22 protein-coding genes are annotated in these 24,617 nt (G+C 66.5%); 6 read left to right on the top strand and 16 right to left on the bottom strand.

What is annotated here, in order from left to right; translation table 11 throughout:
• Window positions 1-30: 30 nt before the first annotated feature.
• The gene (ilvD, locus tag CH276_RS18385; RefSeq protein WP_045195643.1) at window positions 31-1,872 is read left to right on the top strand and encodes a dihydroxy-acid dehydratase; all 1,842 of its coding nucleotides are present in this window, start codon (window positions 31-33) and stop codon (window positions 1,870-1,872) included.
• 75 nt (window positions 1,873-1,947) lie between these two features.
• On the opposite strand, the gene CH276_RS18390 is transcribed toward ilvD, so the two are convergent.
• Complete coding sequence (locus tag CH276_RS18390) at window positions 1,948-2,922, bottom strand: DoxX family protein (RefSeq protein ID WP_032397754.1); 975 nt, start codon at window positions 2,920-2,922, stop codon at window positions 1,948-1,950.
• A 93-nt stretch (window positions 2,923-3,015) separates the two neighbouring features.
• Between CH276_RS18390 and CH276_RS18395 the strand changes: the two genes are divergently transcribed.
• Window positions 3,016-4,164 carry a PQQ-dependent sugar dehydrogenase gene (locus CH276_RS18395; RefSeq protein WP_032397753.1) on the top strand — a complete coding sequence of 383 codons (1,149 nt, stop codon included), beginning with the start codon at window positions 3,016-3,018 and terminating at the stop codon, window positions 4,162-4,164.
• A 60-nt stretch (window positions 4,165-4,224) separates the two neighbouring features.
• Here CH276_RS18395 and gatB read toward each other — a convergent pair whose 3' ends face one another.
• Window positions 4,225-5,736: an Asp-tRNA(Asn)/Glu-tRNA(Gln) amidotransferase subunit GatB gene (gene gatB, locus CH276_RS18400; RefSeq protein WP_094631802.1), complete on the bottom strand. Its 1,512-nt coding sequence runs from the start codon at window positions 5,734-5,736 to the stop codon at window positions 4,225-4,227.
• Between the two features lie 231 nt (window positions 5,737-5,967).
• Here gatB and CH276_RS18405 point away from each other — a divergent pair, with 231 nt between their 5' ends.
• The gene (locus CH276_RS18405) at window positions 5,968-6,432 is read left to right on the top strand and encodes an acyl-CoA thioesterase (protein WP_176459328.1); all 465 of its coding nucleotides are present in this window, start codon (window positions 5,968-5,970) and stop codon (window positions 6,430-6,432) included.
• Between the two features lie 19 nt (window positions 6,433-6,451).
• Here CH276_RS18405 and CH276_RS18410 read toward each other — a convergent pair whose 3' ends face one another.
• The 3 genes from CH276_RS18410 to CH276_RS18420 form a co-directional block, all read right to left on the bottom strand.
• Window positions 6,452-7,483, bottom strand: coding sequence for an ATP-dependent 6-phosphofructokinase (locus CH276_RS18410; RefSeq protein WP_032397750.1), 1,032 nt, complete (start codon window positions 7,481-7,483; stop codon window positions 6,452-6,454).
• A gap of 101 nt (window positions 7,484-7,584) precedes the next feature.
• Window positions 7,585-8,247 carry a response regulator gene (locus CH276_RS18415; protein WP_032397749.1) on the bottom strand — a complete coding sequence of 221 codons (663 nt, stop codon included), beginning with the start codon at window positions 8,245-8,247 and terminating at the stop codon, window positions 7,585-7,587.
• Between the two features lie 10 nt (window positions 8,248-8,257).
• Entirely contained in the window at window positions 8,258-9,445 is a 1,188-nt protein-coding gene (locus tag CH276_RS18420) for a sensor histidine kinase (protein ID WP_094631803.1), read from the bottom strand.
• Between the two features lie 218 nt (window positions 9,446-9,663).
• Here CH276_RS18420 and CH276_RS18425 point away from each other — a divergent pair, with 218 nt between their 5' ends.
• Window positions 9,664-10,320: a hypothetical protein gene (locus CH276_RS18425; RefSeq protein ID WP_094631804.1), complete on the top strand. Its 657-nt coding sequence runs from the start codon at window positions 9,664-9,666 to the stop codon at window positions 10,318-10,320.
• A complete protein-coding gene (locus tag CH276_RS18430) occupies window positions 10,317-11,708 on the top strand; it encodes an alpha/beta-hydrolase family protein (RefSeq protein ID WP_094631805.1) in 1,392 nt (463 codons plus the stop codon). The genes CH276_RS18425 and CH276_RS18430 overlap by 4 nt, the downstream gene beginning before the upstream one ends.
• 17 nt (window positions 11,709-11,725) lie before the next feature.
• On the opposite strand, the gene CH276_RS18435 is transcribed toward CH276_RS18430, so the two are convergent.
• The 3 genes from CH276_RS18435 to gatC are packed head-to-tail and all read right to left on the bottom strand — an operon-like array spanning window position 11,726 to window position 14,583.
• A complete protein-coding gene (locus CH276_RS18435) occupies window positions 11,726-12,808 on the bottom strand; it encodes an alpha/beta hydrolase (protein WP_254924396.1) in 1,083 nt (360 codons plus the stop codon).
• A gap of 6 nt (window positions 12,809-12,814) precedes the next feature.
• The gene (gatA, locus tag CH276_RS18440) at window positions 12,815-14,287 is read right to left on the bottom strand and encodes an Asp-tRNA(Asn)/Glu-tRNA(Gln) amidotransferase subunit GatA (protein WP_094631806.1); all 1,473 of its coding nucleotides are present in this window, start codon (window positions 14,285-14,287) and stop codon (window positions 12,815-12,817) included.
• On the bottom strand, window positions 14,284-14,583 hold the full coding sequence (gene gatC, locus CH276_RS18445; protein WP_032397745.1) for an Asp-tRNA(Asn)/Glu-tRNA(Gln) amidotransferase subunit GatC: 300 nt from the start codon (window positions 14,581-14,583) through the stop codon (window positions 14,284-14,286). Before gatC ends, gatA begins: the two co-directional genes overlap by 4 nt.
• A gap of 340 nt (window positions 14,584-14,923) precedes the next feature.
• Between gatC and CH276_RS18450 the strand changes: the two genes are divergently transcribed.
• Window positions 14,924-15,574 (top strand): amino acid-binding protein, encoded by a 651-nt coding sequence (locus tag CH276_RS18450; RefSeq protein WP_032397744.1) that lies wholly within the window; start codon window positions 14,924-14,926, stop codon window positions 15,572-15,574.
• A 30-nt stretch (window positions 15,575-15,604) separates the two neighbouring features.
• Here CH276_RS18450 and ligA read toward each other — a convergent pair whose 3' ends face one another.
• The 8 genes from ligA to CH276_RS18490 form a co-directional block, all read right to left on the bottom strand.
• Entirely contained in the window at window positions 15,605-17,755 is a 2,151-nt protein-coding gene (gene ligA / locus CH276_RS18455) for an NAD-dependent DNA ligase LigA (protein ID WP_176459312.1), read from the bottom strand.
• 55 nt (window positions 17,756-17,810) lie between these two features.
• Complete coding sequence (locus tag CH276_RS18460) at window positions 17,811-17,993, bottom strand: hypothetical protein (RefSeq protein ID WP_032398339.1); 183 nt, start codon at window positions 17,991-17,993, stop codon at window positions 17,811-17,813.
• Between the two features lie 73 nt (window positions 17,994-18,066).
• On the bottom strand, window positions 18,067-19,254 hold the full coding sequence (locus tag CH276_RS18465; protein ID WP_052050278.1) for a GGDEF domain-containing protein: 1,188 nt from the start codon (window positions 19,252-19,254) through the stop codon (window positions 18,067-18,069).
• A gap of 132 nt (window positions 19,255-19,386) precedes the next feature.
• Window positions 19,387-20,406, bottom strand: coding sequence for a methionine synthase (locus tag CH276_RS18470; RefSeq protein ID WP_094631808.1), 1,020 nt, complete (start codon window positions 20,404-20,406; stop codon window positions 19,387-19,389).
• Entirely contained in the window at window positions 20,403-21,491 is a 1,089-nt protein-coding gene (gene mnmA / locus CH276_RS18475; RefSeq protein WP_032397742.1) for a tRNA 2-thiouridine(34) synthase MnmA, read from the bottom strand. Before mnmA ends, CH276_RS18470 begins: the two co-directional genes overlap by 4 nt.
• Window positions 21,491-22,729 carry a cysteine desulfurase family protein gene (locus CH276_RS18480; protein ID WP_052050274.1) on the bottom strand — a complete coding sequence of 413 codons (1,239 nt, stop codon included), beginning with the start codon at window positions 22,727-22,729 and terminating at the stop codon, window positions 21,491-21,493. Before CH276_RS18480 ends, mnmA begins: the two co-directional genes overlap by 1 nt.
• Before the next feature lie 82 nt (window positions 22,730-22,811).
• A complete protein-coding gene (locus CH276_RS18485; protein ID WP_254924400.1) occupies window positions 22,812-23,732 on the bottom strand; it encodes a lysophospholipid acyltransferase family protein in 921 nt (306 codons plus the stop codon).
• Complete coding sequence (locus CH276_RS18490; RefSeq protein ID WP_094631809.1) at window positions 23,729-24,547, bottom strand: GNAT family N-acetyltransferase; 819 nt, start codon at window positions 24,545-24,547, stop codon at window positions 23,729-23,731. The genes CH276_RS18485 and CH276_RS18490 overlap by 4 nt, the downstream gene beginning before the upstream one ends.
• Window positions 24,548-24,617 lie beyond the last annotated feature (70 nt).

Here is a 24,617-nt window from a genome sequence, read left to right on the forward strand (position 1 = left end):
AACCGCTGCAACGAACGAGGACAACGCACTATGCCGCCGCTACGCTCACGGGTCACCACTGTCGGACGCAACGCCGCGGGCGCACGCTCGCTGTGGCGCGCCACCGGAATGACCGATTCGGACTTCGGAAAACCCATCGTCGCCATCGCGAACTCGTACACCCAGTTCGTCCCCGGCCACGTGCATCTGAAGAACGTGGGCGAGATCGTCGCCGACGCCGTACGAGCTGCAGGCGGGGTACCCCGGGAGTTCCACACCATCGCCGTCGACGACGGAATCGCCATGGGTCACGGCGGCATGTTGTACTCGCTGCCCAGCCGCGAGATCATCGCCGACTCCGTCGAGTACATGGCCAACGCCCATACTGCCGACGCCTTGGTGTGCATCTCGAACTGCGACAAGATCACTCCCGGCATGCTCAATGCCGCGATGCGCCTGAACATCCCTGCCGTCTTCGTCTCCGGTGGACCGATGGAGGCAGGCAAGGCCGTGGTCGTCGACGGCGTCGCGCAGGCACCGACCGACCTGATCACCGCGATCTCCGCCAGCGCCAACGACGCCGTGTCCGAGGCGGGCCTCGACGAGGTCGAGCGCAGCGCGTGCCCCACGTGCGGGTCGTGCTCGGGCATGTTCACGGCCAACTCGATGAACTGCCTCACCGAGGCGCTCGGTCTCGCCTTGCCCGGCAACGGCTCCACGCTGGCCACTCACGCGGCCCGCCGCGCGCTGTTCACACGTGCAGGCACCACCATCGTCGAGGCAGCGCTGAAGTACTACCGCGACGAGGACGAATCGGTCCTCCCCCGCAACATCGCCACTCCGGCCGCGTTCCGCAACGCCATGGCTCTCGACGTCGCGATGGGCGGATCCACCAATACGGTGCTGCACACCCTCGCTGCCGCGCAGGAAGGCGAGGTCGACTTCGATCTGGACTCCATCGACGCCATCAGCCGCAAGGTCCCGTGCCTGTCGAAGGTCTCCCCCAATTCCGACTACCACATGGAGGACGTGCACCGCGCCGGCGGAATCCCGGCCCTGCTCGGCGAACTGCGACGCGCGAACCTGCTCGAAACCGATGTCTCGACCGTGCACACGAAGAGCTTCGACGAATGGCTCGACACCTGGGACATTCGATCCGGCAAGGCCTCCGCCGAGGCCGTCGAGCTGTTCCACGCCGCCCCGGGCGGTGTCCGCACCGTCGAACCGTTCTCCACCGGCAACCGCTGGTCCTCGCTCGACACGGACGCCGCAGGTGGCTGCATCCGCGATCTCGAGCATGCCTACACGGTCGAGGGTGGTCTGGTGGTACTGCGCGGCAACATCGCCGTCGACGGTGCAATCCTCAAGACCGCAGGGATCGACGAGGACCTGTTCTCCTTCCAGGGTCCGGCACTGGTCGTCGAGTCGCAGGAAGAAGCGGTCTCGGCCATCCTGCAGAAGAAGATTCGGCCCGGTGACGTGCTGGTCGTCCGCTACGAGGGCCCCAAGGGCGGCCCGGGCATGCAGGAAATGCTGCACCCGACGGCCTTCCTCAAGGGGGCCGGACTGGGCAAGGTCTGCGCACTGATCACCGACGGCCGCTTCTCCGGCGGAACTTCGGGACTGTCCATCGGACACATTTCCCCCGAGGCCGCCGCCGGCGGTGTGATCGGGCTCGTCGAGAACGGCGACCAGGTCCGAATCGACGTGGCCACCCGCACCCTCGAGATCCTCGTCGACGACGAGACCCTCGAGACGCGACGCGCGAAGATGAACGCGTCCGAGCGGCCGTGGCAGCCGGTCGATCGCCAGCGCACGGTCACCACCGCGCTACGCGCCTACGCCGCCCTGGCGACATCGGCGGACAAGGGTGCCGTTCGCTACGTCCCCTGAGGGTGAAAACCACGTGAGCGGAACCTCGTAGCAGGCTACGAAGTTCCGCTCACGTGGTCGGGTGGCTGTCAGAGGTCAGCGAACGACGGGGTTGGCCCCGTTGAGGAAGATCCAGATGCACACGCCTGCGGCGATGCCGACGACGAGCGCCAGGAACGAACCGATCCGCGGCCGGGTGGCCCATCCACGTCGGCCGTCGAACGCGATGCGTCCCGGGCCGGTGAGAATGATCGCCGCTGCAGCGAAGCCGAGGACCGTCTCGTACTCGACACCGCCGCTGCCCGAGAACTGCAATCCGGGCTCGACGGCCTGCTTGAAGCACCAGGCGTTGATGATCGTGGCCAGCACGGCCGCGCCCGCAAGTGGTGTCGCCAGACCCAGGATCAGCAGCGCTCCACCGAGGGTTTCGCCAGCCGCGGCCGCGATCGCGAGAATCTCGGGGTAGCGGAATCCCGAACTCTCCAATAGGTTCTGAAATCCGTCGAGACCGGGGCCGTTCCACAGTCCGACGAGCTTCTGCAGTCCGTGACCGAGAAACACCGCTCCGATGGTGACACGGAGGACGAACAGACCGAGGTCGGTGCTGCCGCGGCGTGCGGGAACCTCGACGGTCTCGGTACGAACTTCGGGCTCCGGGGCAACGGCCGCCGCGGGCGCTGCCGCTGCGGTGGTCCCGAGGTACTCGGTGGAGCGATCGGAGTACGCACTCGACGTCGTGCTCTCGGAGGTCGACGGGCGATCGGACGTCGAATCGGCGAAGGCCGACGGTCGATACGTCTGCATCTTCTCCGTGGGCTGTGCGTCTGCCGAGCGTGCGTCGGACGACGACGAGTACGGAAAGTCGAGTTCGTCGTCGGTTCGCGGCAGCCGGTCCGAGCGCTGGGCACCGAACGCCGTGGTCGGCGGACCCGCGGCGTCGGTGCGGTCGGACGCCGACGTCTCCGAGGTGGAGCGCGAGGGTGGAATCTTCTCCGTGGGATTGTCGTACGGGCTCTCGGCCGGTTCGTACGACTGATCCGGCCGGTTGGGGTCGCGCGGTGTATCGGTCACCTCCCCACAGTAGAGCCGAAGTGCGCTCCTCACCGACGTCGACGCTCACGGCCGCGTGGCGTGTCTCCCTCCACGTTCCGTAACGTTCGAAGCATGAAGCCGGTCGGAGCGTCGCCACGAACTGCAACCGCTGCCGTCGTCGCCCTGTCGATGACCGCAGCCCTGCTCGCCGGGTGCGCCCGTTTCGACGACTCGAACGCCTCTCCGTTCACTCCTGCGCCGGAGGTGGGCGCGGCCGAGCTGGAGCCGACGACTCCCAGCGACACGCCGCCGCCGTCCGATCCGAACGCTCCGCCGCCGCCGTCCGGTCCGTGTGTCGACCCGGATTCGGCGGTGATCGCGACATGTCTGGACACCACGGGCGGTCTCGTCGCGCTCCCCGACGGACAGTCGGCACTGGTCGCCGAGCGTCGCACCGGTCGCATCATGGAGGTCGCTGCCGGCCGCACGCCGGTCGAGGTGGCTCGAATCGATGTCGACGGCACCGGCGACGGCGGCCTGCTCGACATCGCGCTGTCTCCGACGTACATCGAGGACGGGTTGCTCTACGCCCTCATCACCACATCCGCGGACACCAGAGTGGTCAGACTCGCTCAGGGCGATGTACCCAAGGACATCCTGACCGGCATCCCCCGCGGCGCGACGGGCAATCGCGGAGCCATCGACTTCTACACACCGAACGAACTACTGGTCCTCACCGGCGACAACGGCGATCCGGCCGCGGCCGCGAGCCCGAACTCCCTGTCCGGCAAGCTGTTACGGGTGACGTCGCTGTCCCCGACGACAAACCCCCCACGCCCGCAGATCGCACTCAGCGGCATCGGCACGGCGGGCGACGTCTGCACCGACGGCACCGGAAACATCTACGTCACCGACCGGACCGCGCTGGAGGATCGCCTGCAGCGCATCGACACTCTCGGTGCAGTGTTCAACCCGGTGTGGACGTGGCCGGACCGTCCCGGTGTTGCCGGATGCGCAGCGGGCGCAGGTGGGGTGGCCGTGGCCCTCACGACGGCCAAAGCTGTTGCAGCACTGACCACGGACCCGAACACCGGAGCTGTCTCGGCCGAACCGACACTGCTGATCCAGGACGAATACGGCCAGTTGAACGGCGCGACGAGCTCGGCCGACGGACAGATCCTGGTGGGCACCGTCAACAAGAACGGGCCGACCGTCGGACCCACCGACGACCGCGTCGTCAAGGTGCCGTTCCCCGGCGGCGGCGGAGGCGGCTTCGACTGAACGACGAACGACTGCGGCCGAGCGCGATACGCGCTCGGCCGCAGTCGTTCTCGGTCGTGATCAGGGCTGACCGCAGGCCTCGAGTACCAGCTCCTTGACGCGGGCGGCATCGGCCTGGCCGCGCGTCGCCTTCATCACCGCACCGACGATCGCCCCGGCGGCCTGAATCTTGCCGCTGCGGATCTTCTCGACGACACCGGGATTCGCTGCGAGCGCTTCGTCCACGGCGGCCTGCAACTTGGTGTCGTCCTTCTCCAGTACGAGATTGCGCGCCGCCATGACCTGCGCAGGCTCACCCTCGCCCGCCAGCACCCCGTCCACCACCTGACGGGCACCGTTGTTGTTGAGCTTGCCGTCGGCGACCAGCGCAGCCACCTCGGCAACCTGAGCCGGGGTGATGGACAGATCGGTCAGTCCGACGCCGGCGATGTTGGCCTGCTGCGCCAGGTACGACACCCACCACGAGCGTGCCGCCTGCGCCGACGCACCCGCCTCGACCGTCGCCGAAACGAGCTCGAGTGCACCGGAATTCACCAGATCGCGCATCTCCTCGTCGGAGACACCCCACTCCTTCTGAATCCGACCACGGCGCAACCACGGCAGCTCGGGCAGCGTCGTCCGAAGCTCCTCTATCCAGGCCGCGTCGGGAGCGACGGGCGCAAGATCGGGCTCGGGAAAGTAGCGGTAGTCCTCGGCGGTCTCCTTCTTGCGGCCTGCGGTGGTGGTGCCGTCCGACTCCTGGAAGTGCCGAGTCTCCTGCGTCACCTCCCCACCCGATTCGAGAACCGCCGCCTGACGCCGCATCTCGTACCGAACGGCAACCTCGACGCTCTTGAGCGAGTTGACGTTCTTCGTCTCGGTGCGGGTGCCGAATTCGGTAGCCGTCTTCTCCATCAGAGACACATTGGCGTCGCAACGCAACGAGCCCTGATCCATCCGCACATCGGACACGTTCAGCGATTTCAACAGGTCACGGAGTGCGGTCACGTACGCACGTGCGACCTCGGGCGCACGCGCACCGGTCCCCGTGATGGTCTTGGTCACGATCTCCACCAACGGCACACCGGCACGGTTGTAATCGAGCAGCGAGTGCGACGCCCCCTCGATGCGCCCGGTAGCCCCGCCCACGTGCGTCGACTTACCGGTGTCCTCCTCCATGTGCGCGCGCTCGATCTCCACACGAAACGTGCTGCCGTCGTCGAGCAGCACATCGAGGTAACCCTCGGTCGCGATGGGCTCGTCGTACTGCGAGATCTGATAGTTCTTCGGCTGATCCGGGTAGAAGTAGTTCTTGCGAGCGAACCGCCCCCACGGGGTGATCGAGCAATTGAGAGCCAGCCCGATCCGAATCGCCGACTCCACGGCAGCAGCGTTCACCACCGGAAGCGCGCCGGGAAGGCTCAGGCACACCGGGCACACCTGGGTGTTCGGCTCCGCACCGAACTCGGTGGGGCAGCCGCAGAACATCTTGGTCGCCGTGCCCAACTCCACATGGACCTCCATGCCCAACACGGGGTCGAACTTGGCGAGCACATCGTCGTAATCGATCAAATCGACGGTTGCAGCAGTCATGCACGCAAGTTTATGTCCTACCCACCGCCAGCCGTTCCCGCAGGCTCCACTCCCGCCTCTATCGGTCGTTCCCGCAGGCTCCACTCCCGCCTCCATCGGTCGTTCCCGCAGGCTCCACTCCCGCCTCCATCGGTCGTTCCCGCAGGCTCCACTCCCGCCTACAACGCGCGAGTAACAACGAGTCCTCGTTACCGTGCACGGGTGACTCCCCCAGAGCGACAGACATTGTCCATGACCGTGCTGATGACACCCGACATGGCCAACTTCTCCGGCAATGTCCACGGCGGCACGATTCTGAAGTTCCTGGACCAAGTTGCGTACGCCTGCGCCAGTCGCTACGCGGGGGCCTACGTCGTCACCCTGTCGGTCGATCGCGTCGTGTTTCGCGAACCCATCCACGTCGGAGAACTGGTCACGTTCTCTGCGTCGGTCAACTACACCGGCCGCACGTCCATGGAGGTCGGCATCCGAGTGGAGACCGAGAATATCCAGTGCGGTGAATTACGCCACACCAACAGCTGCTACTTCACCATGGTGGCGATCGGCGACGACGGCAAGCCGAAGACACTGCCCCAGTTGACGCCGACCACCGAGGTCGGTGCCCAGCGTTTCGAGGCGGCGCGACGACGGCGCGAACTACGCCGCGAGACCGAGGAACGTGAGGCCGAGATCCAGGAAGCCTCAGGACGTATCTGACGGCCGACGCCCCGCCCGATCAGCCGAAGAACGCGGCGGCGTCGTCGTATCGGGTCTGGGGTACCCGCTTGAGTTGCTTGGTGGCCTCGGCCAGAGACACCAGGCCGATCTCGGTTCCGCGCAACGAGACCATCTTGCCGAAGTCGCCCGAATGGGCCGCATCGGTCGCATTGACGCCGAATCGTGTTGCGAGAACGCGATCGTACGGCGTCGGTGTTCCACCGCGTTGGACGTGGCCGAGCACCGTGGTCCGTACTTCCTTGTTGATGCGGCGTTCGATCTCGACACCGAGTTGGTGGGCGACTCCGGTGAATCGAACGTGGCCGAACTCGTCGATACCGCCGTCGAGAAGCTTCATCGAGCCCTCCATCGGCTTGGCACCCTCGGCGACGACACAGATGAAATGCGAGTCTCCGCGCTGAAAACGCTTGCGCACCAACGTGCATACTTCTTCGACGTCGAACGGCTGCTCGGGGATCAGCGTCATGTGCGAACCGGACGCCAGACCGGCGTGCAGAGCGATCCACCCCGCGTGCCGACCCATCACCTCGACCAGCATCACGCGCTGGTGGGATTCGGCGGTGCTGTGCAGACGGTCGATCGCATCGGTGGCGATCGTCAGCGCCGTGTCGAAGCCGAATGTGACGTCGGTGCAGTCGATGTCGTTGTCGATCGTCTTGGGCACGCCGACCACGGGCACACCCTCCTCCGACAACCACGCGGCAGCGGTCAGGGTCCCTTCGCCGCCGATCGGGATCAACACGTCGATGCCGTTGTCCTCGAGAGTCTGCTTGACCCGATCGAGTCCGGCGCGCAACACATCCGGATTGGTGCGCGCGGTGCCGAGCATCGTGCCGCCCTTGGTGAGCAACCGGTCGTTACGGTCGTCGTTGCGCAGTTGCACCCGACGGTCTTCGAGAAGCCCGCGCCATCCGTCCTGGAAACCGACGACAGTGGAGCCGTACCGCGCGTCGGCGGTGCGTACGACTGCGCGAATCACCGCATTGAGCCCCGGGCAATCGCCGCCTCCGGTCAGAACTCCGATGCGCATCGATTTTCGCCTCTCTGCTCGCGGGTCCGTGAAGCGGACCCGGTGACGGACGTCAGCCTAATCGGGCGTTGGATGCTGCGCGCGTCGGTACCGTCCGGTCCTCACTTCGGCGTGACGACGCCGGTCTCGTAGGCCAGGACGACCGCCTGAGCGCGATCGCGCAGTCCGAGCTTCGCGAGGACCTTGCCGACGTGCGTTTTCACGGTCTGCTCGGCCAGGAACAGCGAACCCGCTATCTCGGAGTTGGACATACCGGTGGCGATCAGTTCGAGAACCTCGCGTTCCCGCGGAGTCAGATCGCTCAGACGCGCGGACGTGTGCCGCCGAGCTCCCCGCCGGGAGGTGACGTCGGCGATGAGCCGTCTCGTCACCGACGGCGCCAACAACGCCTCGCCTGCGGCGACGACCCGAACACCCCTGATCAACTCCTCGGCCGGAGCATCCTTGAGCAGAAAGCCACTCGCGCCGAGCGCCAGGGCCTCGTAGACGTAGTCGTCGATGTCGAACGTCGTCAGCATCAGAATGCGCACCGGCGACGGAAGTGACGCAGAGAGAATGGCGCGAGCGGCATCGAGACCGTTCATCTCGGGCATCCGAACGTCCATCAGCACCACGTCGGGCAACAACCGGGCGACCTCGCCGACCGCGGTCCTGCCGTTGTCGGCGTCTCCGACGACCGAGATGTCGGCCTGCGCACCGAGAAGGGCACCGAACCCCTGCCGCACCATTGCCTGGTCGTCGGCGATGAACACCGTTGTAGCCACGCGCAACAGCCTAGGCGAGATCGTGCCGAACAACCGGTGCCGTCGAGATCGGCATGCCGTTCGGAACGTGCACCGCGACCTCGAATCCTCCGTCGGGCAGATAGGTGGCGTGCAGCGTGCCGTGCGCCGCGCGCGCACGATCGCGCATACCTGTTATCCCGTGCCCACCGGTATCGGCTCCAGCAGTGCGTCGGACACTCGTGCTCGGCGACGCAGTGTTGATCACGGTCATGACGACCGTACTCGGCCCGACCGTGATGTCGACGGTCACCGCGGCCCCGGGGGCGTGCCGGGCAGCGTTGGACAGCGACTCCTGCAGAACTCGGTACAGCGCCAACCCTGTTGTGTCGGAAATCGATTCGATCCGGCCGGTGACAGTCCACCGCACGTCCATACCGGCCTTGCGGCTCGCGTGCAGGGTACGTTCGAGGTCGAGTGCATTCGGTGCCGGTGCGTCCTGCCACTGCGCTCCGTCACTGCGCAGCACCCCCAGCATTCCCCGGATCTCGTTGAGCGCTTCCCGGGCGGTGACGGCGATCGACTCGAATTCCTGTGCTGCGGAATCGGATACATCATCGAGTCGATACTGCGCGCTCTGCGCCTGGACGACGACCATCGACATGTGGTGCGCAACGACATCGTGCAGATCGCGGGCGATCTTGGCTTTCTCCTCGAGAACGGTGCGTCGGGTGCGCTCGAGCTCACTGACTTCCTCTTGCTGCGCGAGCTGCCTACGGGAGAGAACGAGCCAGCGGATCAACAGTCCGAACACCACGATCGCGGTCAGACCCACCGACCAGCCGACGCCGTCCGCGCCCGGCATGTAGGCGAAGAACACCAGCATGCTGGCCGGCCAAGCGACGAGCAGCACCGATATCGGCGAGCGAACCGCGACGGCGAACAACAACGCCAGAAGAACGAGTATGTGCACCACCTGCCACGGGTAGTCGTAGCCGGGTACACGGTCGAACGCTACCGGTATCACCAGAGCGAACAGAGCCGAGACGGCCCATCCCAGTGCGGGATTGACGCGGATCAACGCGAAAGGAAACGCGGCGAGTGCGCCGACGATGGGCAGTAACGGACCCGAGACCTGATGGGTGACCGGCAGAGTCGGCCATGCAATCGAATACAGCGTTGCAGTGATCGCAACGATCAGCACGTCGATCGCGCGGAAGCCACCGAGTCGGGTCGGCACTCGACGCCGAATCGCTCCGAGTTCGGCGTCGCCTGATCTGTTCCTTCGCACGCACCGAGCCTAGGGACTGTGAGCCGACGAGGTCGTCATACCTGGGTATCAGTTCTGTGCAGTATCCAGGTATCGGATCCCCCTTGGGGGACCACCGATGCACGTACGGCAGAACGAGACTTCGGTGCGATGACCGATGAATACGCCGCTCCCTAGCGTCGAAAGCCATGAACAGGAACACTTCTCGCGTCGTCTTGTGCGCGGCGGCGGCGATCGCAGCGGTGACGGCAACGACCGGCGCGGCATCGACACCGCCTGCTGCCGAGTCGACTTCGCCTGTCGCGGTCTCGGTACACGCACTGGTCACCGAGTCGGCGGACGTCGCCGCCCTGACCATCCCCGACGACTTCGGATCGGTGATGGGATACCGGCCTCGGGTGCAGGACGACATGGCAGAGAACCCACACGGCGATTGCTCGTCGCCCGTTCCGCTTCCGTCCGAGTTCGATTCCGCATGCAGGGCCCACGACCTGGGCTACGACCTGATTCGGTACGCCGCTGCCACAGGAACGACAGTGGATCCGCAGTGGCGCAGATCGTTCGATGCCCAGTTGGAGGGGCGTATGCACGCCGCCTGCACGGACCGGGCCGACGACGGGCCCCGTCAGGTCTGCGACGCCGCCGCATCGGTGGCTGCCACGGCCGTCGACCTCAACTCCTGGCGACAGTTCTTCGGCGCACCGGTGGCCGAGCCGGCATTGCCCTTCGTGTTCGGCGGCGCGGGGATCGTTCCGATTGCACTGTGGGGCATCGCGACCGGCCGACATGCGCGCCGACGCCTGCTGACCACCGAGCCGGTGTCCCGGACGATCGAGCCCGCATGATCGCGCCGATCGTCGCAGGCACCGGAGTTGCCGGTTCGGCTCACCCGACTGCCCCGGCCGAGACGGGTGTCCGATTCCCCCGAATCGGCACCTCGGTGGCCCTCACCGTTGCAGTGATGGTGTCCTCGGCTCCCTCGTTGCTCCCTCGGTCGGCCGTCACCCAGGCCCTGTTCACCGGCACTGTGATGGCGACGGCACTCGCGGCCGCATGGTCGGCCCGGCGCGTGTTCGGTTCGCGCACGCCCGCTCGGCGGTGCCTGCAGGCCTGGTCGGCGGGTGTCGGGGCAGGGATATCGACCTGCTCTTTTGCAGCGAATATTCTGTGGCAGAACCGATTACGGATCTCTATGGACGTCGGGACGGTGGACTGGCGGTACGCAGCGGAGGTGGCGGCAGGGGCGATCTGTGTTGCGGTGGTTCTCTGCGGACTGGGCCGTGCGGCTGTCGGAATCGGCGGCGCACTCGGCCGTGGTCGATCGGTGATTGCGGTTACCATCGTCGGTCTTGCGTCGTTCGTCGCCGCGCCTTCGGTCGGGTCGGCCGTATCGGACTCGTTCTCGGCCTCGAACTCCGTTGTGGACGACGCGGAGCCCGCTCCGAGCTCGAACACGAGATCAGGAGCTCCGGCCTCGCTCGTCCCGTGGCGCACGCTCGGCGCAGAGGGCCGGAAGTTCGTCTCCGGCGGTCTCGCTCCCGGCACCGTGCGCGCCTACGCGGGTCTGGATTCGGCCCCGACGGTCGATCGCAGGGTGGCGTTGGCCGTCGCGGACCTGGATCGAGCCGGGGGGTTCCAGCGCAGCGTCGTGGTCGTCGCGATACCGACCGGATCGGGGTGGGTGGACGAGAACGCCGTCACCGGTGCCGAGAGCAGATTCGGTGGTGACGTCGCCACAGTGGCGGTGCAGTACTCGAGCGCGCCCAGTTGGGCGACATTCCTGTTCGCCGAGGACGACGCGCGTAGTTCCGCGGACGCAGTGGTTCGCGCTGTGGCGACGCGCGCGGCATCGGAACCGACACCGCCCGACATCATCGTGTACGGCCAGAGTCTGGGCGCGGTGGCGGGAAGCGACGTGTTCCTCTCGATCGGACGGAGCGATCCGGGTATCTGCGGTGCCGTGTGGGCGGGTCCGCCCGCCGGGGCCGTGAACACCGACGGCGCAACGGTGGTGGCCAATTCCTCGGACCCCGTCGTCCGGTGGTCGACCGACCTGCTGTGGTCACCGCCGAACACGTCGAGCACCCGACCCGACGCGCCCACACCGATGTGGCTGCCCGGCGTGAGCTTCCTCCAGACGTCCGTCGATCTTACGGCCGCACTCGACGTCGGAGCCGGTCACGGCCATCGGTACGGAACCGACCAGGGTACGAGCATGCAACGGTGTCGGTGACGACCACGCCGGGCGATTCAGTCGGCAAGCCCCAATCGCCCACCGAGCCAGTCCATTTCCTGCTCCAGCGCGGGAGCCCACACCTGCATCGAGTGCCCGCCGGGCAGCTCGCTGTAGTGCACCTCGAGACCCGCAGCCTCTGCAGCCTTGAAGGTTCGCTCGGTCTGCGGCCGAAATTCCTCGTCGTCGGCACCTACCACGAACGCACCGGCCGAATCGGGAAATCTGTTGCGCGAGAGTATGTTCAGCGGCGTCGATCGCTCGAAACGCGCCTCGTTCGCCGGGGTGTCCGTGCCGTATGCCGCCGCAACGGATTCGCTTCTCGTCCCGCGCCGTTGCTCGTCCTCGCCGGAGATGTCGAGAAAGGTGGGGTACACCGACGGTGCAGTCACCGCCAGCTGCAGCGCGCACGTTCCGCCGTAGGAATAGCCGCCCACCGCCCACGCCCTCGGATCCGAGGACACCCGGAAGTTCGACCGAACCCACTGCGGCACATCGACGGACAGGTACGTCGCGGCGTTCCCGAGGTCCGAATCCATGCACATCGGATTCGCCTCGGTGTCGCCGAGGCCGTCGGCCACCACGACGATCGGGGCCGCGCCGTCGTGACGTGCCGCGAAGGCGTCCATCGTCTGGGCCAGACGACCACCCTCGATCCAGTCGACGACATGGCCGGGTTGGCCGGTGAGCAGCACCAGCACCGGTAGGTCGCTCGCTCCTGCGTCGTACGACGCCGGAACGTAGACGGTCGCGGGTCGCGCGTCGAAGTGCGACACCGTGCCGGGCACGTCCATATCGATCAACCTGCCGGTGCCCTCGATCGGGACGGCCGGTCGGTGGCCGAGCGCCACGGCCACCGTCGGGTACCGAGTGACGGTCAGATTGGTGAGCACCGTCGCCGCCACCACAAGCGATCCCACGAGACCCAGAGCACTCAGCGGGCCGAACACCGTTCCCAGCGTTCGACCTCGCCGTGTCCTTCGGACGACCGCGAACACGAGGACGGTCGTCAGGACCGCCGTCGCAGTCAGTGCGACCGCGGGCACTGCACCGGACAGCAGTGGCTGATGAGCCAGATCGGCAGCCCACCGATGCAGCACCTCGAACTACCTCAGATCGCCGCGGGCGGCCTCGTATGCGGCACCGACACGGTAGAGCCGCTCGTCCGCGAACGCCGGAGCCATGATCTGCAGACCGACGGGCAGTCCGTCCTCGGAAGCAAGACCCGACGGCACCGACATCGCGCAGTGACCCGCGAGGTTCGTGGGCAGGGTGCACAGGTCGTTGAGATACATCGCCATCGGATCGTCGACCTTGTCCCCCAACGGAAATGCCGTGGTCGGGGTAGTCGGCGTTACCAGCACGTCGACCTTCTCGTACGCGGCGTCGAAGTCACGGGCGATCAGGGTGCGCACCTTCAGGGCAGAGCCGTAGTAGGCGTCGTAGTATCCCGCGGAGAGGGCATAGGTCCCGATCATGATGCGACGCTTGACTTCCGGTCCGAACCCCTGTGCGCGCGTGGTGGCCATGACCTGCTCGGCGCTGTGCTTGCCGTCGTCACCCGCCCGCAACCCGTACCGCATGCCGTCGAACCGAGCCAGGTTGGACGACACCTCCGACGGAAGAATCAGGTAGTAGGCGGCCAGTGCGTGCACGAAGTTGGGGCACGACACCTCGACCACCTCGGCACCGAGTTCGGTCAGTGTCGCCACCGCAGCGTCGAAGGACGAGATCACACCGGGCTGGTACTTGTCCGAGTGCAATTCCTTGACGACACCGACACGCACTCCGGTCAGGTCACCGCGAGCACCCTCTCGTGCCGCCTCGACCACCGGTCGAACTGCAGTCTCCACCGACGTGGAGTCGCGCGAGTCGTAGCCGGCGATGACCTCGTGCAGCAACGCGGTATCGAGCACGGTTCGACCGCACGGGCCACCCTGATCGAGAGAGGAGGCACAGGCGATCAGTCCGTAGCGCGAGACGCTGCCGTAGGTCGGCTTGGTTCCCACGGTGCCGGTGAGCGCCGCCGGCTGGCGGATCGATCCTCCGGTGTCGGTGCCGATGGCCAGCGGGGCCTGGTACGACGCGAGCGCCGCAGCACTGCCGCCGCCCGAGCCACCGGGGATGCGGGTGGTGTCCCAGGGGTTCTTGGTCGGTCCGTAGGCCGAGTTCTCGGTGGACGAACCCATCGCGAACTCGTCCATGTTGGTCTTGCCCAGCACCGGAATGCCCGCGGCCCGCAGCTTCGTCGTGAGCGTCGCATCGTACGGCGACATCCACCCGTCGAGAATCTTCGATCCGGCCGTCGTCGGCATGTCGGTCGTGGTGAACACGTCCTTGAGGGCCAGCGGCACGCCTGCCAGAGCCGAGGCAGGTGCGTGTCCGGCGGACAATCCCGCATCGACGTCGGTCGCCGCTGCGAGTGCCTCGGATCCTGCGACGTGCAGAAAAGCGTGCAGGTCACCATCGACCTCGGAGATCCGGTCGAGATGCGCCTGAGTCACCTCGACGGCGCTGACCTCACGCGCATGGATTCGGGTGGCGAGCTCGGACGCGTCGAGCTTCGTCAGGTCGGTCATTCGCTCTCTCCCAGAATCTGCGGCACCGCGAAACGGCCCTCCTCGGCGTTCGGTGCGCCGGACAGTGCTTGTTCCGGCGTCAGGCCTGGAACGATCACGTCGGGACGCGTCACGTTCACGATGTCGCTGGGGTTGGCGGTCGGTGGGACGTCGTCGGTTGCCACCTCCGCCACCGTCTTGACGTGATGAAGAATCGAATCCAACTGGCCGGCGAACTCGTCGAGTTCGGCGTCGCTGAGAGCCAAGCGCGACAGCCGGGCGAGGTGAGCGACCTCGTCGCGGGAGATGTCTGGCACCGCGTAGACCCCTTTCGGACATAGGAGCGGAGCCTGCAGAAGCGGCCCCGTATTCGTGCAGAGCGAACCTCGTGGGTTCGCGAACGCGGTCCAGCCTAGTGCGCAGCATTACGCGGACTTCACTCACGCCTCGCGGCCGCGTGGAGTGTCGGAATTGTCACGGCCCGCGTTGCGCGACGTACCCGACGGGTCGAAGATGCAAGGATTGCTCGCGCCGGGGTGCACAGTGTTCCCAGGAGCGGAGCCTGCCGAACGACCCAAGAGCGGCACGCTACTCGCCAGCAACGACCGATGACGCTGGGGTGGCCGAAATACGCCAGAAGTCGAAAGGGAGCGTGACATGTCCTACCTGCTCCGCGTCCAACTGCCGGATCGGCCGGGCAGCCTCGGATCGTTGGCCGTCGCGCTCGGTTCGGTCGGGGCGGACATCCTCTCCCTCGACGTCATCGAACGCGGTGACGGTTACGCAGTCGACGATCTTGTGGTCGACGTCGCTCCGGGTTCGCTTCCCGACACGCTCATCACTGCGGCCGAGAACCTGACCGACGTTCGGGTCGATTCCATCCGCCCGTACACCGGCGTCCTCGATACGCACCGAGAACTGGAACTGATCGATCGGGTCGCGGCGGCGTCCGACGACCGACTTCAGGTGCTCGTCGACGGAGCCCCCCGCGTTCTGCGGGTGGGGTGGAGCACAGTCGTTGCCACCAACGCACACGGCCCGTTCCGTCTGGTGGGCAGCTCGGGGGCTCCCGAGACGCACGCCGCCGAGCTGCCCTGGTTCCCACTGAACGCCCCTGCCGCTCTGGACTCGGACGCCGACTGGGTGCCCCAGGTCTGGCGGGACATGGACACCAAGATCGCCGCGGCTCCCCTCGGTACCACCGGAACCGTGCTGATGTTGGGCAGGCCCGGGGGCCCGGAGTTCAGGCCCTCGGAGATCGCCCGACTCGGGTATCTCGCCGGCATCGTCGCGACGGTTCTGAACTGACGCGTCCGAACCGACGAGTTCCCGGCCCGATCAGTCCGAGGATTCGGGTTCTGCGTCGGTCGGAGCCACGGCATCGGGGCCCTCGGTCAGAAGCAGGGTGAATCCCTCTTCGTCGAGCACCGGCACGCCGAGCTCGATCGCCTTGTCGTGCTTGGACCCCGGAGCGTCGCCGACCACAACGAACGCCGTCTTCTTCGATACCGAACCTGCAGCCTTGCCACCGCGCAGCAGAATCGCTTCCTTGGCCTCGTCACGCGAGTACGACGTGAGCGACCCGGTGACCACGATCGACAGTCCCTCGAGATTGCGCTCGATGGACGCGTCCCGCTCGTCTTCCATGCGCACGCCCGCGGCCTGCCACTTGTCGACGATGGCGCGGTGCCAGTCGACCTCGAACCACTCGGAGACTGCGGCTGCGATGGTGCCGCCCACCCCGTCGACCGCCGAGAGTTCCTCGACCGACGCTGCCCGGATTCGGTCGAGGCTGCCGAACTCCCCTGCCAATGCGCGCGCTGCCGAGGGACCGACGTGCCGGATGGACAGACTGACCAGCACCCGCCACAGCGGCTGGTTCCGTGCGGTGGCCAGGTTGTCGAGCAACTTTCGACCGGTGGCGGACAACGCCCCGGACTTAGTGCGGAAGATCGCCGTCTTCATCAGATCGTCCTCGGTGAGCGAGAACAGGTCACCTTCGTCCTCGATGGCCCCGGTGGCCAACAGGTCGGATGCGGCCTCGTAGCCGAGTCCCTCGATGTCGAATCGCTGCCGCTCGGCCACGAAGAACACCCGCTCGCGACGTTGCGCCGGGCAGAACTGCGAGTTGGGGCAGCGCAGGTCGGCGTCACCCTCCTTCGCCGGGGCCAGAGGCGTCGAGCACTCCGGGCACTCGGTGGGCATGACGAACTCGGTCTCGGCACCGGTCCTGGCGTCGACGACGGGGCCGAGAACCTCCGGAATGACCTCTCCCGCTTTGCGAATGGTCACCGTGTCGCCGATCAGAACGCCTTTGCGCTTGACCTCCGACCCGTTGTGCAGCGTCGCCAGCGACACCGTCGAGCCGGCCACGAGCACCGGCGTCATGTAGGCGAACGGCGTCACTCTGCCCGTGCGGCCGACGCTGACCCGGATGTCGAGCAGCGTCGTGGTGACCTCCTCGGGTGGGTACTTGTACGCGATCGCCCACCGCGGCGCGCGAGACGTCGTCCCCAGTCGACGATGCAGCGACATGTCGTCGATCTTGACGACCAGGCCGTCGATCTCGTGTTCGACGTCGTGTCGGTGCTGGTCCCAGTAGACGACCTTCTCGATGACGGCGTCGACGCCCTGCACTCGGGTCGTGTGGGTGGAAATGGGCAGACCCCAGGCGCGGAGAGCCTCGTAGGCGTGCCATTGCGACTCGGGCGTGAAACCCACCATGCGACCGAAGCCGTGGCAGATCATTCCCAGACGCCGCTTGGAGGTGACCGCCGGATTCTTCTGTCGCAGCGACCCTGCCGCCGAATTTCGTGGATTCGCGAACGGGGGCTTGCCCTCCGCCACCAGTGCGGCGTTGAGCGCCTGGAAGTCCTCCAGCCGGAAGAAGACCTCGCCGCGCACTTCCAACAGCTCCGGGACGGGGTACTGCTCGCTCCCGGTCAGGGTGTCCGGGATGTCGTCGATCGTGCGCGCGTTGAGCGTCACGTCCTCCCCGGTACGTCCGTCACCTCGGGTGGCGCCGCGCACGAGCGTGCCGTTCTCGTACACCAGATTCAATGCGACGCCGTCGATCTTGACCTCGCACAGATACTCCAGATCCGGCCCTGCTTCGGTCTCGACCCGTTTGGCCCAGGCTCGTAGCTCGTCGTGATCGAACACGTTGTCCAAGCTCAACATTCGTTCCAGGTGGTCCACGGCGGTGAATTCCGTGGCGAAGCCGCCCCCGACGAGTTGGGTCGGTGAATCCGCCGTGCGCAGATCCGGATGCGCCTCTTCCAGCTCGTTCAGCTCGCGCAGCAGGGCATCGAACTCGCCGTCGGACACGATCGGCGAATCTCGGACGTAGTAGCGAAACTGGTGCCCGCGAACTTCCTCGGCCAGCGTCTGCCATCGCTCGCGATCGGCAGAGGACGCAGCATCGAGTTCAACACCGACCGTCCCTGCGCTGTCGTCGGTTCCTGCGGGTGATTCGGTCGGCTCGGGCACGTATCGAAGATTATCCGACCCCACCGACAGTGCCCCATCGGCCGACACCGTGCGGCTAGCGACCCATGAGTCCCAGCAGCAATGTCGCGGCGACGATCGCCACCGCGCAGATTCCGGCGGTCAGAGCGAAGCCGGTCACGAAAGAGTCCGCGTAGATGCCGCCGAGCACGGACGCCATCACCGACAACAGCACTCCGGCGGGTAGTCCACGTCGCTGGGCATCCGATAGCCGATACATCGCACGATCATCGCAGAGGTCGCACCCGAGCACACCGGCGCATCGACGCATCGACGCACGTCGGTTCGAGGCCTCAGATCTCTTCGACGACCAAACTGTTTCCACCGGACTGTTTGGACCGGTACATCGCCGCATCCGCCGTACGGGCTGCTCTGCCGACGACGGACGTACCGACGTCCCACAGAGCCGAGTCCTCGCGCAGCAACGCCATTCCCACGCTGACGGTGACGGGGATGTCGTCGCGGCGGTCCCAGAGGACCCGAACGATGTCGAAGCCGAGATCGACCATCCCCCGCGCATCACCGACCATGGCGACGAGGAACTCTTCGCCACCGGTTCGAGCGAGCACTCCCCCCTGATGCCGGACCACGCGGCGCAGCCGATCTGCGACCCGCACGATCACTTCGTCGCCGCGGCTGTGCCCGAATCGGTCGTTGACGGCCTTGAACTTGTCGATGTCGACAACCAGGAAAGCCATGGACATGCCGCGCTTACCGGCTTCGTGCCACAAGTCCAGCAGTTCACTGTCGATGCCGCGCCGGTTGTACACCCCGGTCAGGGGATCGAGAACCGACCGCTTGGCGTCGTTGGACAGCGTCGTCCAGGCCACCTGAGCGAACACCGGTACTCCCACCGTCGCCAGGAGCAGAACCACCGTCGCCGTCACCACCGCGGGCCCGTCGATGTAGTCCACCTCGTCGCTCGTCACCGACAGGAAGGTGCGGATACCGAAACCGACGATGAACGTTGCGGTCCACACCAGATGCGCCACCAGCAGTCGCGGACTGAGGAAGTAGGTGCAGAACGCTCCTGTGACGGCGAACAACACCGTTCCGATCAGGGACGCGACAGGCGCGTACAGAATCAACACCGAGGTCGTGAGAATGTCCCCGAAGGCCAGGAACGCGACGAAGAACTTCTTTCCCGGGATCGGGCCGAGCACGCACCGGGCGGCGACGAACACCTGAGTGACCAGAACGAAGAGGACCCAGCCGATGGCCGTCGGTCCCTGCGGCCCGAGATCGCTGAACAGCATCAAGATCGAGGTGACGGCGTACATCAGCGTGGCGGTGCCGAACACCACGCGGATGATCCCGGTCAGCGGACGGGTCGATCTGTGATTGATGATCCACTCGAAATCGTGCGGCGCTCGGTACCAGTCGGAGGTGGCCGCGGCCAGTTTCGCCACGAGTCCTCGACGGTGCCTGCCGGAACGCCGGAGGGAGGCGACCTCGTCGAAGTCGCGACCACCTGATGCCATTTCCGAACTCCCGCGTGTTCAACAGACCCCCGACGGCCATGTGAATAGTGTCACACCTGTTCGGCGTCCTAACAGCAGTGGGTTCGATCGGCCCAAAGTCGACGGCGTTTCACTCCGAGCGGCTGTGTGATCTCACAACGAATCGGGGGAATCCGCGAACGCGGCAGCCACGTCGCGGGCGAGTCCTGTTGCGCGACGGGCCCACTCCGGTGTACTTCCGGACAATCCACATGCAGGCGTCACGGAGATATGGGAGGCGAGAATCGATCTGTCGAATCCGAGTCGGTCGATCAACGTGACGCCCGGCTCGGCCAGTTCGCGCCAATGCGGTGGCCGCTCCGGCGTTTCGGACGGAATCAACCCGAGCATCAGTGTCTTGCCGGATTGCAGCAGCTCGCCGACTCCGTCGAAATCGCTGCGGCGCAGCGCAGTCGCGTCGACGGCGACTGCGACCGCGCGCGAACGGCGAAGCAGATCGAACGGAACGTCGCCGGCACAACAGTGGACGGCAACGGGACGATCGATCGTCTCGATCAACGAATCGAGCAGGTCGAGAACATCCGGTTCCGGGACTGCCCGCACAGAATCGAGCCCGGTGATGCCCGTCAGGCTGCCGGCCAGAACGGCTGCGAGACTGGGTTCGTCGAGCTGAACGAGGACGTCGACTCCGAGCCGACGCGTCACTTCCGCGCAGTGCAGGCGCAGTCCCTCGCCGAGGGATTCGGCGAAATGCCGCAGCGCACCGCGATCGGTCAGGGCCCGATGCCCGTGCCGAAGTTCGACCTGCGCCGCCATCGTGAACGGACCGGCCGCCTGGACCTTGATGGTGCGGCCGCTGCCGCGAAGCCCCGACACCTCCCACAGTTCCTCGAGCACGTCGAGGTCCTCGGCCAGGAAATCGGTCGCCCGCCGGCCGGCGAGCATCGGGCGTGGCACGACGCGATAACCGGAGGTGCGCACGTCGAGCTCGACGTCGACCATGATGGCTCCGGTGCGTCCGATCATGTCCGCACCGAGGCCGCGAGCCGGAAGTTCGACGACGTGTGGGAGCTCGGTGAACTCCCCGACGACGACCGCAGCGGCCTCACGGATGTCGGTGCCCGGCCACGAACCGATGCCGGTCGCCAGTCCAGCGAAGACGCCCGGGGTCACTCGCGCTCGGATCGAGTACCCGAGATGGTCGAGCTGCCGATGACGATGTCGCCGTGAATGTCCTTGCGGTACAGCACCGCAGCCTGGCCCTTGGCCACACCGGTCAGTGGAGCCCGCAGTTGGATCTCCATGCCGTCACCCGCTGCCTCGGCGACCGCCTCGGTCAGTCCGCCGTGCGCACGGACCTGGACGACGCACTCGATGGGGCCGGTCGGGGCGGTACCTTCGGTCCATACCGCGCGATCTCCACTGATCGCCCAGACGTCGAGCTTCTGTGCCGAGCCGACCATGACGGTGCCACTGTCGGGTTCGATCGACGTCACGTAGCGGGGACGGCCGTCCGCGGCCGGGCCTTCCACGCCGAGGCCCTTGCGTTGCCCGATGGTGAACCCGTGCACGCCTTCGTGATCGGCCAGTTCGGCTCCGGTCTCGGAGTCGACGACCTTGCCCGGGCGTACGCCGATCCGCGCGCCGAGGAATGCGCGAGTGTCGCCCGACGGGATGAAGCAGATGTCGTGACTGTCCGGCTTGTCGGCGACGGCCAACCCACGCTCGGCAGCCTCCTCGCGAATCTCGGACTTCGGAGTGTCCCCGATGGGGAACATCGCACGCGAGAGCTGGGCCCGGTTCAGCACGGCCAACACGTACGACTGATCCTTGTCCGCGTCCACGGCACGTCGCAGCACTCCGTCGTGCAGTTGCGCGTAGTGCCCGGTCGCGACGGCATCGAAGCCCAGTGCGAGAGCGCGGTCGGCCAGAGCGGAGAACTTGATCTTCTCGTTGCAGCGCAGGCACGGATTCGGGGTCTCACCTGCGGCATAGGACGCGACGAAATCGTCGATGACGTCCTCTTTGAAGCGATCCGCGAAATCCCATACGTAGAAAGGGATTCCGAGTACGTCGGCAGCTCGACGAGCGTCACCGGCGTCTTCCTTGGAGCAGCAACCACGTGAACCGGTGCGCAGAGCGCCGGGAGCGGTCGACAGAGCCAGGTGCACACCGACGACGTCGTGGCCCTCGTCCACGGCACGGGCCGCGGCAACGGCCGAGTCGACTCCCCCGCTCATAGCAGCCAGAACACGCATCAGCGATTTCCTCCTCGAGCTCCGACGCCGGCCAATCCGGCGGCACGAGCGCGTTCGACGACCTGCGGCAGAGCCGCAAGCACAGTGGTGACGTCCGATTCGGACGAGCCGGTTCCCAACGAGAACCGCAGTGATCCGCGGGCGACGGCCGGATCGCACCCGAGCGCGATCAGAACATGACTGGCGCTGGCCACGCCGGCAGTGCACGCCGAGCCCGTCGAGCATTCTATGCCTGCCGCATCGAGCAACATCAACAGCGAATCACCCTCGCATCCGGGAAAGGTGAAGTGCACGTTCCCGACCAGCCGATCGTCGCCTTCCGGCCCGTTGAGGACGGCGTCGGGAACGGCGTCTCTGATCCCGACGATCAACCGGTCGCGCAGTGCTCTCAGTTCGGCGCGGTGCCGCGACGAGTTCTCGACGGTCGTACGCAGCGCAGCCGCCATGGCCACGACGCCCGCAGTGTCCGGAGTGCCCGATCGAACGTCTCGCTCGTGCCCCCCGCCGTGGAAGAGCGGAACGCACGGGACCTGGCGGCCGAGCAGAAGTGCACCGACCCCCTGCGGTCCACCGAACTTGTGTGCCGCGATGCTGAGCGCGGACAGACCGCTCTCGGCGAAGCCGACGGGCAGATGCGGCACCGCCTGGACCGCGTCACTGTGCATCGGAACTCCGTATTCGGCGGCCACGGCCGCGAGCTCGGCGACCGGCATGACGGTTCCGATCTCGTTGTTGGCCCACATCACGGTCACGAGCGCAGTCTCGTCGGCATGCAGGGCCAGCTCGGCGCGCAGCGCGTCCGGAGTGACTCGCCCCTCTGTGTCGACCGGGAGCCAGGTGACGCTCGCACCTTCGTGTGCGACGAGCCACTCCACCGCGTCGAGCACCGCGTGATGCTCCACCGAACTGGCGATGATCCTGGTCAGTGCGGGGTCCGAATCGCGCCGGGCCGCGAAGATGCCCTTGACGGCGAGGTTGTCGCTCTCGGTACCACCGGAGGTGAAGATCACCTCGGACGGGCGCGCGCCGAGGTCCGCAGCGATCGACTCGCGCGATTCCTCCACTCGGCGCCGAGCGGACCGCCCGGAGGTGTGCAGCGAGGACGCGTTGCCCACCGTGGCGAACACAGCGGTCATCGCCTCGATCGCGCTCGGCAGCATCGGGGTCGTCGCTGCGTGATCGAGGTACACCGGTGGCCGCGGCGGGACGGAAGCAGTCGTACTGCGCACTGAAGGCATAACAGGCTAGACGATACCCGCTGCCGTGACCGCGGACCTACCTGCGCGAGGCGGGTCCGCGGTCACGGTGATCGATGCTCGTTCAGGCCGCCGCAACCGTCGGCGGCATCGGCCTGCGTTCGGACTCGGCCATCACCTCGTGCACGGTGGGGTCGAAGACGTCCTTCCCGTATCGTTCCGCAAGCTCCACTCCGTCGCGTCGAATCGCCACCTCGCATCGTCGAGCGAGGTCGCGTCGATCGCCACCGGGTGCCTCCGGGGCGGTGAACTCCACCTCGGCACGCAGGCCTCGCAATCGGAAGATCCGGCCGATGGATGCGCCGATCGTCTCGTCCCCCACGAAGCACGTAGCGGTGGTCTGTTCGCCGGTCCGGTCGAGGTAGCGCAGTCGAATCGGCTGTACCCAGGTCTCCGAATCGATCGCGGCCTGAAGCAGCGCAGGCCGAAGCGAGCCGTACGCGCGACCACACCAGGTGGTGGCTTCGGGGAAGACGACGACCGATCCGCCTGCGCGGACGCGATCGGCCACCTGATCGACGACGCCGGGGAGCTGATGCAGTCGAGCTCGATCGATCGGAAGTACCTTCATGGCCCGCGCGAGGCGGCCGAGCACCGGCCAGTCGATGAGGTCGGCACGCGCGACGAAGGTCGACGGCTGTACCGCAGTGAGTACCACGACGTCGGTCCAGGAGATGTGACCGGCGACGTGCAGTGCGCCTGCAGCGGTTCGGGAGCGTTCCCGCTCCGAGCGGGCGTCGAGCACGGTCAGGTCGATTCCGATCGCGAACAGCAGGGTCCGAGCGCCGATCCGCGTCAGCGAACGGCGAACCCGCGGGAACGGGACCCCGAGGACGACCAGCACCGGCAGTAACCCGAACGCGGCCAGCGCCAGTACGACTCGCAGCACGAGGACGATTCGTCCCACCGTCGGTGGGTTCTTCGGCAGACAGCCGTCACTGCACGGCGACGACGGCATCCACGCGTGCTCGATCGGTCGAGTCACCGGACACCCGACTCGAACGTCGTTGCTGCCGAGCGCAAGCGGTCGAGATAGCGAGTGTTGGCCTCGTGCAGGCCGAGCACCGCGACGAAGTCCGCGACACCGAATTCGGGATCGTGGGCGGGCTCACCACAGATGGAGGCACCGAGCCGAAGGTAGCCGTTCATCAACGGCGGCATCGTCGTTCGCGTCGCGGGTTCGATGTCGATCAGGTCCACCCCGTCGACGACGACCGGAGAGTACGGCCTGACCCGACGGTCGAGCGGCGTGGCGTGCTTGCTCAACAGGCGGTCTCGAACACTGCGAACGTTGGCCCCGATGGGGTCCCCCGGTGCCGACTGCATGGGCACCGACACGCAGCCCATCACCCACTCGTATCCCGTCACATCGAGGTAGTGCAGGATTCCTGCCCACATGAGCCCAAGGACGGATCCGGACCGATGATCGGGATGAACTGCAGCCCTTCCCATTTCGACGATATTCATGCCGACGGGATCGAGTGCGGATATATCGAATTCGGTTGCCGTGTAATACCCACCGGCAGAGACGGCGGCCTGCGGCGGCAACATGCGGTAGCAGCCGACGAACGTGTCGGTCCACTGGTCACGAACGAGCAGGTGATCACAGAATTCGTCGAACCGATCGGCGTCGAGGCCGTCGGTATCGGTGGGAACGGAAAATCCCGGCTCGGAAGCGAACACCTCGTAGCGCAGACGCTGCGCGGCGAGTCGGTGCTCCGGGTCGGTGGACAACACGAGCGAGTAGCGGTCGGTGGCCGGGACGATCGATGCAGTCGAGCTCATGACGGAAGTGGTCATGAGGTGTGTCTAACGATCGGGGAAGGCCACCGGGCATCGTCGGGGAAACGTGTCGGAAGAGTTTGCGTGA

This window comes from Rhodococcus sp. 06-470-2, assembly GCF_002258235.1.
Taxonomy (GTDB): Bacteria; Actinomycetota; Actinomycetes; order Mycobacteriales; family Mycobacteriaceae; genus Rhodococcoides.

What these genes read in the sequence shown, in the direction of transcription:
- ilvD (WP_045195643.1), top strand. Translation starts at nt 31, where the DNA reads ATGCCGCCGCTACGCTCACGGGTCACCACTGTCGGACGCAACGCCGCG.
- CH276_RS18395 (WP_032397753.1), top strand. Translation starts at nt 3,016, where the DNA reads ATGAAGCCGGTCGGAGCGTCGCCACGAACTGCAACCGCTGCCGTCGTC.
- gatB (WP_094631802.1), bottom strand. Translation starts at nt 5,736, where the DNA reads ATGACTGCTGCAACCGTCGATTTGATCGATTACGACGATGTGCTCGCC.
- CH276_RS18405 (WP_176459328.1), top strand. Translation starts at nt 5,968, where the DNA reads ATGACCGTGCTGATGACACCCGACATGGCCAACTTCTCCGGCAATGTC.
- CH276_RS18410 (WP_032397750.1), bottom strand. Translation starts at nt 7,483, where the DNA reads ATGCGCATCGGAGTTCTGACCGGAGGCGGCGATTGCCCGGGGCTCAAT.
- CH276_RS18425 (WP_094631804.1), top strand. Translation starts at nt 9,664, where the DNA reads ATGAACAGGAACACTTCTCGCGTCGTCTTGTGCGCGGCGGCGGCGATC.
- CH276_RS18430 (WP_094631805.1), top strand. Translation starts at nt 10,317, where the DNA reads ATGATCGCGCCGATCGTCGCAGGCACCGGAGTTGCCGGTTCGGCTCAC.
- gatA (WP_094631806.1), bottom strand. Translation starts at nt 14,287, where the DNA reads ATGACCGACCTGACGAAGCTCGACGCGTCCGAGCTCGCCACCCGAATC.
- CH276_RS18450 (WP_032397744.1), top strand. Translation starts at nt 14,924, where the DNA reads ATGTCCTACCTGCTCCGCGTCCAACTGCCGGATCGGCCGGGCAGCCTC.
- CH276_RS18460 (WP_032398339.1), bottom strand. Translation starts at nt 17,993, where the DNA reads ATGTATCGGCTATCGGATGCCCAGCGACGTGGACTACCCGCCGGAGTG.
- CH276_RS18465 (WP_052050278.1), bottom strand. Translation starts at nt 19,254, where the DNA reads ATGGCATCAGGTGGTCGCGACTTCGACGAGGTCGCCTCCCTCCGGCGT.
- mnmA (WP_032397742.1), bottom strand. Translation starts at nt 21,491, where the DNA reads ATGCGTGTTCTGGCTGCTATGAGCGGGGGAGTCGACTCGGCCGTTGCC.
- CH276_RS18480 (WP_052050274.1), bottom strand. Translation starts at nt 22,729, where the DNA reads ATGCCTTCAGTGCGCAGTACGACTGCTTCCGTCCCGCCGCGGCCACCG.
- CH276_RS18490 (WP_094631809.1), bottom strand. Translation starts at nt 24,547, where the DNA reads ATGACCACTTCCGTCATGAGCTCGACTGCATCGATCGTCCCGGCCACC.